The organism is Pseudomonas sp. NPDC087817 (genome assembly GCF_044742875.1).
Taxonomy (GTDB): domain Bacteria; phylum Pseudomonadota; class Gammaproteobacteria; order Pseudomonadales; family Pseudomonadaceae; genus Aquipseudomonas.
Genome location: NZ_JBIUVJ010000005.1, coordinates 109,781 through 116,396, shown reverse-complemented (window position 1 = coordinate 116,396; position 6,616 = coordinate 109,781). Strand labels below are relative to the sequence as shown.

General features: G+C 56.4%; 8 protein-coding genes and 1 pseudogene. 5 read left to right on the top strand and 4 right to left on the bottom strand.

All coding sequences use genetic code 11. The features are described 5' to 3' along the window. Positions 1 to 187: pseudogene (locus tag ACIONG_RS07220) on the bottom strand (ATP-binding protein); the annotation flags it as partial. Positions 188 to 387: 200 nt separating this feature from the next. Here ACIONG_RS07220 and ACIONG_RS07215 point away from each other — a divergent pair. Both ACIONG_RS07215 and ACIONG_RS07210 read left to right on the top strand, forming a co-directional pair. Further along, a complete protein-coding gene (locus tag ACIONG_RS07215; protein WP_401297724.1) occupies positions 388 to 618 on the top strand; it encodes a DUF4160 domain-containing protein in 231 nt (76 codons plus the stop codon). Then, positions 606 to 1,103: a helix-turn-helix domain-containing protein gene (locus ACIONG_RS07210; protein WP_401297721.1), complete on the top strand. Its 498-nt coding sequence runs from the start codon at positions 606 to 608 to the stop codon at positions 1,101 to 1,103. The genes ACIONG_RS07215 and ACIONG_RS07210 overlap by 13 nt, the downstream gene beginning before the upstream one ends. Here ACIONG_RS07210 and ACIONG_RS07205 read toward each other — a convergent pair. Continuing rightward, the gene (locus ACIONG_RS07205) at positions 1,100 to 2,176 is read right to left on the bottom strand and encodes a DUF748 domain-containing protein (protein ID WP_103306157.1); all 1,077 of its coding nucleotides are present in this window, start codon (positions 2,174 to 2,176) and stop codon (positions 1,100 to 1,102) included. The genes ACIONG_RS07210 and ACIONG_RS07205 overlap by 4 nt on opposite strands. A 126-nt stretch (positions 2,177 to 2,302) precedes the next feature. Between ACIONG_RS07205 and cysK the strand changes: the two genes are divergently transcribed. After that, positions 2,303 to 3,280 carry a cysteine synthase A gene (cysK, locus tag ACIONG_RS07200; RefSeq protein WP_103306158.1) on the top strand — a complete coding sequence of 326 codons (978 nt, stop codon included), beginning with the start codon at positions 2,303 to 2,305 and terminating at the stop codon, positions 3,278 to 3,280. Positions 3,281 to 3,504: 224 nt separating this feature from the next. After that, the gene (locus tag ACIONG_RS07195; RefSeq protein ID WP_213027863.1) at positions 3,505 to 4,443 is read left to right on the top strand and encodes an aspartyl/asparaginyl beta-hydroxylase domain-containing protein; all 939 of its coding nucleotides are present in this window, start codon (positions 3,505 to 3,507) and stop codon (positions 4,441 to 4,443) included. A 57-nt stretch (positions 4,444 to 4,500) separates the two neighbouring features. Here the strand turns inward: ACIONG_RS07195 and ACIONG_RS07190 are convergent, their stop codons facing one another. Beyond that, a complete protein-coding gene (locus tag ACIONG_RS07190; protein WP_213028861.1) occupies positions 4,501 to 4,698 on the bottom strand; it encodes a hypothetical protein in 198 nt (65 codons plus the stop codon). After that, positions 4,695 to 5,219 (bottom strand): hypothetical protein, encoded by a 525-nt coding sequence (locus ACIONG_RS07185; RefSeq protein ID WP_213027864.1) that lies wholly within the window; start codon positions 5,217 to 5,219, stop codon positions 4,695 to 4,697. The genes ACIONG_RS07190 and ACIONG_RS07185 overlap by 4 nt, the downstream gene beginning before the upstream one ends. Positions 5,220 to 5,670: 451 nt before the next feature. On the opposite strand from ACIONG_RS07185, the gene ACIONG_RS07180 reads away from it, so the two are divergent. Continuing rightward, on the top strand, positions 5,671 to 6,534 hold the full coding sequence (locus ACIONG_RS07180; protein ID WP_401297715.1) for a DMT family transporter: 864 nt from the start codon (positions 5,671 to 5,673) through the stop codon (positions 6,532 to 6,534). Positions 6,535 to 6,616: the final 82 nt, after the last annotated feature.

Below are 6,616 nucleotides of genomic sequence, written 5' to 3'. Positions count from 1 at the left end.
AAATCAAAATAATGAAAAAGATAATCACATAAGAGACTAAAGATAAGACCAGTTCAAATCCGATCATGGTCTTGCCGGTGCCCGGTTCGCCCTTGACCAGCAGCGGCCGCTCCAGGGTGATGGCGGCGTTGACCGCCAGCTTCAGGTCATCGGTGGCGACGTAGGCCTGGGTGCCTTCGAACTTCATCTGCTAATCCTCGAACGGTAACGCCGACCTGACGGGCAGGGCGGGGGCGAAATAATCGGATGCCCCGACTATAACGCGCAGCCCGGTCGACTGTGAACGCAGACGGCTTATTCAGTCTCTGAATGGGGCGTCACATGTTGACTCAGTCTCGGCGGTTGGCCAGTATTCAGGTATCGCCGATTTGGCGATAGCCTTCGAGCATGACGACTAAATACAGATTTCGCGACAAATACCGCATTCAGTTGCGCGAGAAGGATCACCCGCCACCCCATGTTCACCTCATAGGTGGCGGCTTTGAAGTGATGCTGAGCCTTGAAACCGTGGAGGTCATAACGGGCAAGGCGCCGCCGCTGATTATCAAGGAAGCGCTGGCGTGGGTTTCGGCTCATCAAGCGCAACTGTTGGAGGAGTGGAAACGATGTTACCCATGAAAAGGCCTCGTCTGTCAGCTGTGCAGGCACTGTCAGATTTTCGATTGGCCCTGACCTTTATTGATGGCCAAGAACTGATACTTGATCTGGGCCGGGATATTCAAGCTTATCCAGGTCTGCGGCCATTGCTCGATCCCGAGGTGTTTTTAACCGCTACATTGGACGACGACGGCTGGACGGTCGAATGGCTTGAGCCCGATATACAGATTGGCGCAGACACGCTCTATATGGATGCACTGGCTCAAAATGCGGCCGATGAAAATACTCGAGTTTTCATTGATTGGCGTGCCCGTACGGGGCTGTCTCTTAATCAGGCTGCGGAGGCATTGGGTGTCAGTGCGCGCAGCATCAGCCGCTACAGTAATGGTCGTGAGGCGGTGCCGCGTTCTTTGGCGTTAGCATGCCTGGGCTGGGATTCTTTGCAGCAAAGGTCGACGATGGCAGCGGAAGAATCTGGTCGCTACATTGTCAATCGAAAGCCTTAGCCCGCATCCGGCTTAGGCCGCTCATACCGGGCATTAAATGCCTGAACGAAACCGTTGCGTAAAATCTGCAAAAACGCCTCGAACGCGCTGATATTTTGCTGATGCACGTTGCCGCTGAGTTCGACCTTGGTAGCGAACTGGTTCTTTGCCTGATTCTTCAGCACAGTCTCGGTGCCGCCGACGATTGCCTCCCACACCGAGCGGAAGATGCTTTTGTTCTTGTTTTCGACGTCCTGTTGCCAGTTGAACACTTCGACATCGCGCAGCAGTGGCTTGATGTAGCCGCTGACCTGGGCTTTTTTCGCCTGGGCTTCGATGACCACGTCACCGTGGCCGGCGTTGAAGTCGAACTTGCCGTAGGCCGAGGCGAAGTCGTTCATGCTTTTGAGTTCGATATCTTTGGCGCGCAGGCGGAATTCAAAGTCTTCGAAGTTGCTCAACGGGTCGAAGGTGGCGGTAGTCTCCAGCGGCGCGTGGCCGAGCAGTTTGGCCTTGCCTTCGAAGCGGGCATCGCGTTTGCCTTCTTTGTCGACCACGTTGGTCAGGTTGTAAATGCTGGCGTCGACATTGGTGGCATTCATGTTCACCGGTGGCTTGGAGTTGAAGTTGCGGAAGCTGATTTTGCCGTCGTGAATCTGCACTTCGTCGAGGGTGATCGGCAGCAACTTGCCCAGTTGCGCGCGCCAGTCGGTACCCTGACCGGTCTGGGAGTTCTGCTTGTTGGCGCCACCGTCGACAAAGTTGATTTCGGGATTGAAGAATTTCACCTGCGCCACCACCGCATGGTCGTACCACAGCGAATGCCAGCTCACGGCCAGATCGATCAGCGGCGCGTTAACGAAGGGCACCGGAACCTTGCCGTCGACCTTGACGATTTTCAGACCGTTGATCTTGTAGGCGCCGCGCCATAGCGCCAGGTCTACGTCGGTGATCTGGCCACGGTAATCGCCCATGTTCGCCAACTTGTCGTTGAGGTAATCGCGTACGACATAAGGCAGAGCGATGTGCAGGGCAATCAACAACACGACGATGACGGCGATAATCCCTAATGGCCAGCTGTAACGACGTTTCATGACGGCAATTCCCGAACGATGTAAGCGATTGACTGTTGCCGGCCGCAGACGTTCGACCCGACTGGACTGCAATGGGCAACAGGCATACCTTGGGCGCTGAATTCAATGCTGCATAAGGACCCAGCCATGAGCCGTATTTTTGCTGACAACGCCCATTCCATCGGTAATACGCCGCTGGTGCAGATCAACCGCATCGCGCCGCGTGGTGTGACGATTCTGGCCAAGATCGAGGGGCGCAACCCCGGTTATTCGGTGAAGTGCCGGATCGGCGCCAACATGATCTGGGACGCCGAAAGCAGCGGCAAACTCAAGCCGGGCATGACCATCGTCGAGCCAACGTCGGGCAACACCGGCATCGGTCTGGCCTTCGTCGCCGCCGCCCGTGGTTACAAACTGATGTTGACCATGCCGGCGTCAATGAGCATCGAGCGGCGCAAGGTCCTCAAGGCTTTGGGTGCCGAGCTGGTGCTGACCGAACCGACCAAAGGCATGAAAGGCGCGATCGAGAAGGCTGCCGAGATTGTTGCCAGCGATACCGGCAAATACTTCATGCCGGCGCAGTTCGACAATCCGGCCAACCCGGCCATCCACGAAAAAACCACCGGCCCGGAAATCTGGAACGACACCGATGGCGCCGTCGATGTGCTGGTGGCTGGCGTCGGCACGGGCGGAACGATTACCGGTGTTTCGCGGTATATCAAGAATACCCAGGGCAAACCGATTCTGTCGGTGGCGGTGGAGCCGGTGTTGTCGCCGGTGATCACCCAGACGCTGGCGGGTGAAGAGGCCAAACCGCTGGCACCGCACAAGATTCAAGGCATCGGTGCCGGTTTCGTACCGAAGAATCTGGATCTGGCCATGGTCGACCGGGTCGAGCAGGTCACCGACGAAGAGTCGAAGGCGATGGCCCTGCGCTTGATGCTGGAAGAAGGCATCTTGTGCGGTATCTCCTGCGGTGCAGCGATGGCGGTTGCCGTGCGCCTGGCGGAAACCCCGGAAATGCAGGGCAAGACCATTGTCGTGATCCTGCCGGACTCCGGTGAGCGTTATCTGTCGAGCATGTTGTTCAGCGATCTGTTCACCGAGCAGGAGAACCAGCAGTAACCCGGTAAAGCAAAGGATCGCAGTGCAGGCTGTGATCTTTTGATCTTTGACTCAGGTCAGCCACCGTTCAGGACCGTTATGTTAATAAATGCTTTATTGCGCAATTCTTAATACTGAATATTAGGTTTAACGGGTTTTTCCCCAGGCCGGTAGTGTTTATCATGGCCGGCTGCCATGCCGGGTAAAGGGCGTGCGCAGTGTTGTCTTTATTCAAGGAGTCGTTGATGACCTTTTCGTTAGCCGCCAAGGTGTTGGTGTTGCTGCTGTTTGTGGGCAGCATCCTTTACGTGCATTTGCGCGGCAAGGCGCGCCTGCCGGTGCTGCGCCAGTTCGTCAACCACTCGGCGCTGTTCGCGCCGTATAACGCCCTCATGTATCTGTTTTCCGGCGTGCCGTCCAAGCCGTATCTGGACCGCAGCAAGTTCCCGGAACTGGATGTGCTGCGCGATAACTGGGAAACCATTCGCGACGAAGCCATGCACCTGTTCGACGAGGGTTACATCCGTGCGGCGGAGAAGAACAACGATGCCGGTTTCGGTTCGTTCTTCAAGAAGGGCTGGAAGCGTTTTTACCTCAAGTGGTACGACAAACCGCTGCCGTCGGCAGAAACCCTGTGCCCGAAAACCGTCGCGCTGGTCAGTGCCATTCCGAACGTCAAGGGCGCCATGTTCGCGCTGTTGCCGGGCGGTAGCCACCTCAATCCGCATCGCGATCCGTTTGCCGGCTCCCTGCGTTATCACCTCGGTTTGTCGACGCCAAACTCCGACGACTGCCGCATCTTCGTTGATGGTCAGGTCTACGCCTGGCGCGATGGCGAGGACGTGATGTTCGACGAAACCTACGTACACTGGGTCAAGAACGAAACCGACAAGACCCGCGTCATCCTCTTCTGCGACATCGAGCGGCCGCTGAGCAACCGCCTCATGACCCGCATCAACCGCTTCATCAGTGGCTGGCTCGGCCGCGCGACCGCACCGCAGAACCTCGACGACGAACGCGTCGGCGGTATCAATCAGGCTTACGCCTGGAGCAAGAACTTCAGTGACAAGTTCAGCGGCGTGGTCAAGCAGTGGAAGCGCCGTAACCCTAAGGCCTACCGCGTTTTGCGGCCGGTGCTGGCAGTGGTGGTGTTGACGTTGTTGGGGTATTGGCTGTTTGGTTGAGCCTGGATCAGGCAATAAAAAACCGCTTCTTGTGAGCGGTTTTTTATTGCCTGCAAGTCAGCGCCGTCCGGCGAGGACGTCGGGTTCGTTGTCGATCCCTGTAATCAGTAGCTGAAGAAAGCGCTGCTGATTGGCTGATAGCTCGGAGGAGTCAAGCTTTTCGTCCGTTTTGGTTGATCGTTTCTTAATGGGGGATTTTTTCACAGATTTACGCATGCTCCCGCCCTCGTTGATCATTACTTGAACAGTTTTCACGATACTTTACTCTCCACTGTGAGGACAAGGCGGCCTTCCAAATCAAATTTGAAGCCGAGTTTTGTATAAACAGGAATTGCTCCTTGTATCGGTTCCTGGACTTCAATGCACTTACTGCCGATTATTTGCGCAAACTCATCGATGGCCATCATCGCCAAAACCGCAATACGCTTTTTAAGTGGGTGCGCGCCGGGTCGCCCCTCCAATCGCACGATTCGAATTCGCTGACGGCTTTTGTTTGGATTGACGAAACAAAGTCCGCACAGCTGTTCTTCAAACCAGATCGCGATATCCAGGGACAAGGGCTCTCGTGACTTCCATGCGGCAATCTCTCGCCAGCAAAAATGCGGATTCTCCCAAAGCTCAAACGCGCTCAGTGCTAGGGCATCGATAGGTTCGAAGCGTATCTTCGAAAAGTCTTGTCCTGCTGAAAGTTGTAATAGAGCAGTGGCGATACTTGCCTGCCTCCTGGCGAGCGACCGATACAACTGATAGCGCAGATAACTCCGTTCCCTTGGCATATGACTTCGAGCATTCCATGTCTCCCCATCGATAGGTGTTGCGGTTGCTCCACAGCCTATTCAGCCGTCATCCATTCGTCGTTACCGGCCCTTTGCCCAAATCATTGCAATCCATGTCCCACGCTGGTTATAGTCGGCGCTCGCGAGAGTCATCACTCTCGTTTCCATCCTCGGAAAAAGATCAGCCCCAATGCCTGCATCCCTCATCAACGCGGTAGTCGATTCAGCGGTCAACGCTGGCGTCGTGCCGTGCGGGAATCAGCAGCCAAAGCAGATCAGTCATTACCCCCCACCTGTCAGTAGCACGCCGGTGTGCGCAGTCGTATCACCGCCGGGCGTTGGCGTTTCGGGCTGATCGGCAGTTTCTGCTGACCCCTGTGCCCGCCTGAAAAAACCTACTGAACTTCAGCTTCGGCTGAGTTGGCTTTTTGCCTGACTACAGGTGGTATTCATGTTTGTCCTTTCGAAAAAAACCGCGCTCGCGGCGGCGTCCACGAGCCTGTTCGTCCTGCTGTGGAGCAGCGGGGCGATCTTCTCCAAATGGGGCCTGGCCCACGCGTCGCCCTTTGCCTTTCTGCTGATCCGTTTCGTCATTGCCCTGTGCGGGCTGGTGCTGCTGGCGCCGTTGCTCAAGTTGAAACTGCCCAAAAGCGGCAGGCCGATGCTGTATGCGATCGCCACGGGCATGGTGTTGTTGGGCGCTTATCAGATTTTCTATCTGCTGGCGCTGAACACCAAAGTCACACCGGGGGTAATGGCGACGATCATGGGCGTGCAGCCGATTCTCACGGTGGTATTGATGGAGCGGCAGCGTTCGGCGAGCCGGATGTTTGGTCTGGCGTTGGGGTTGGCCGGGCTGATCATGGTGGTCTACCAAGGCATTGGTTTGGCCGGGATGTCGTGGGTGGGGATGCTGTTTGGCTTGCTGGCGCTGGCGAGTATGACGCTGGGGTCGATCATGCAAAAAAGCATCACCGACAATCCCCTCGGAACGTTGCCGGTGCAGTATCTGGCGGGCCTGTTGCTCTGCGGGATCTTTGTGCCGTTCCAGCCGTTTCACTTCGAACACAGCGCCGGTTTCATCGTGCCGGTGCTGTGGATGGGGCTGGTGGTGTCGGTGCTGGCGACGCTGTTGCTGTATCGCCTGATCGCACGGGGCAATCTGGTGAATGTCACCAGTCTGTTCTATCTGGTGCCGGCGGTGACAGCGGTGATGGACTATCTGATTTTCGGCAACCGCTTGGCCGCGTTGAGCGTGCTGGGGATGCTGTTGATCATCGTCGGTCTGGCGTTCGTGTTCCGTAAAACCGGCTGACCTGTAGGGTGATGGCGGCCGAACAGCCGCCATCGCGGGCAAGCCCGCTCCCACAGGGTTTTGTGTTGAACACCCATGATGT

Coding starts and splice junctions, on each gene's coding strand:
- ACIONG_RS07195 (WP_213027863.1), top strand. CDS start 3,505: ATGACCTTTTCGTTAGCCGCCAAGGTGTTGGTGTTGCTGCTGTTTGTG.
- ACIONG_RS07215 (WP_401297724.1), top strand. CDS start 388: ATGACGACTAAATACAGATTTCGCGACAAATACCGCATTCAGTTGCGC.
- ACIONG_RS07205 (WP_103306157.1), bottom strand. CDS start 2,176: ATGAAACGTCGTTACAGCTGGCCATTAGGGATTATCGCCGTCATCGTC.
- ACIONG_RS07185 (WP_213027864.1), bottom strand. CDS start 5,219: ATGCCAAGGGAACGGAGTTATCTGCGCTATCAGTTGTATCGGTCGCTC.
- cysK (WP_103306158.1), top strand. CDS start 2,303: ATGAGCCGTATTTTTGCTGACAACGCCCATTCCATCGGTAATACGCCG.
- ACIONG_RS07180 (WP_401297715.1), top strand. CDS start 5,671: ATGTTTGTCCTTTCGAAAAAAACCGCGCTCGCGGCGGCGTCCACGAGC.
- ACIONG_RS07210 (WP_401297721.1), top strand. CDS start 606: ATGTTACCCATGAAAAGGCCTCGTCTGTCAGCTGTGCAGGCACTGTCA.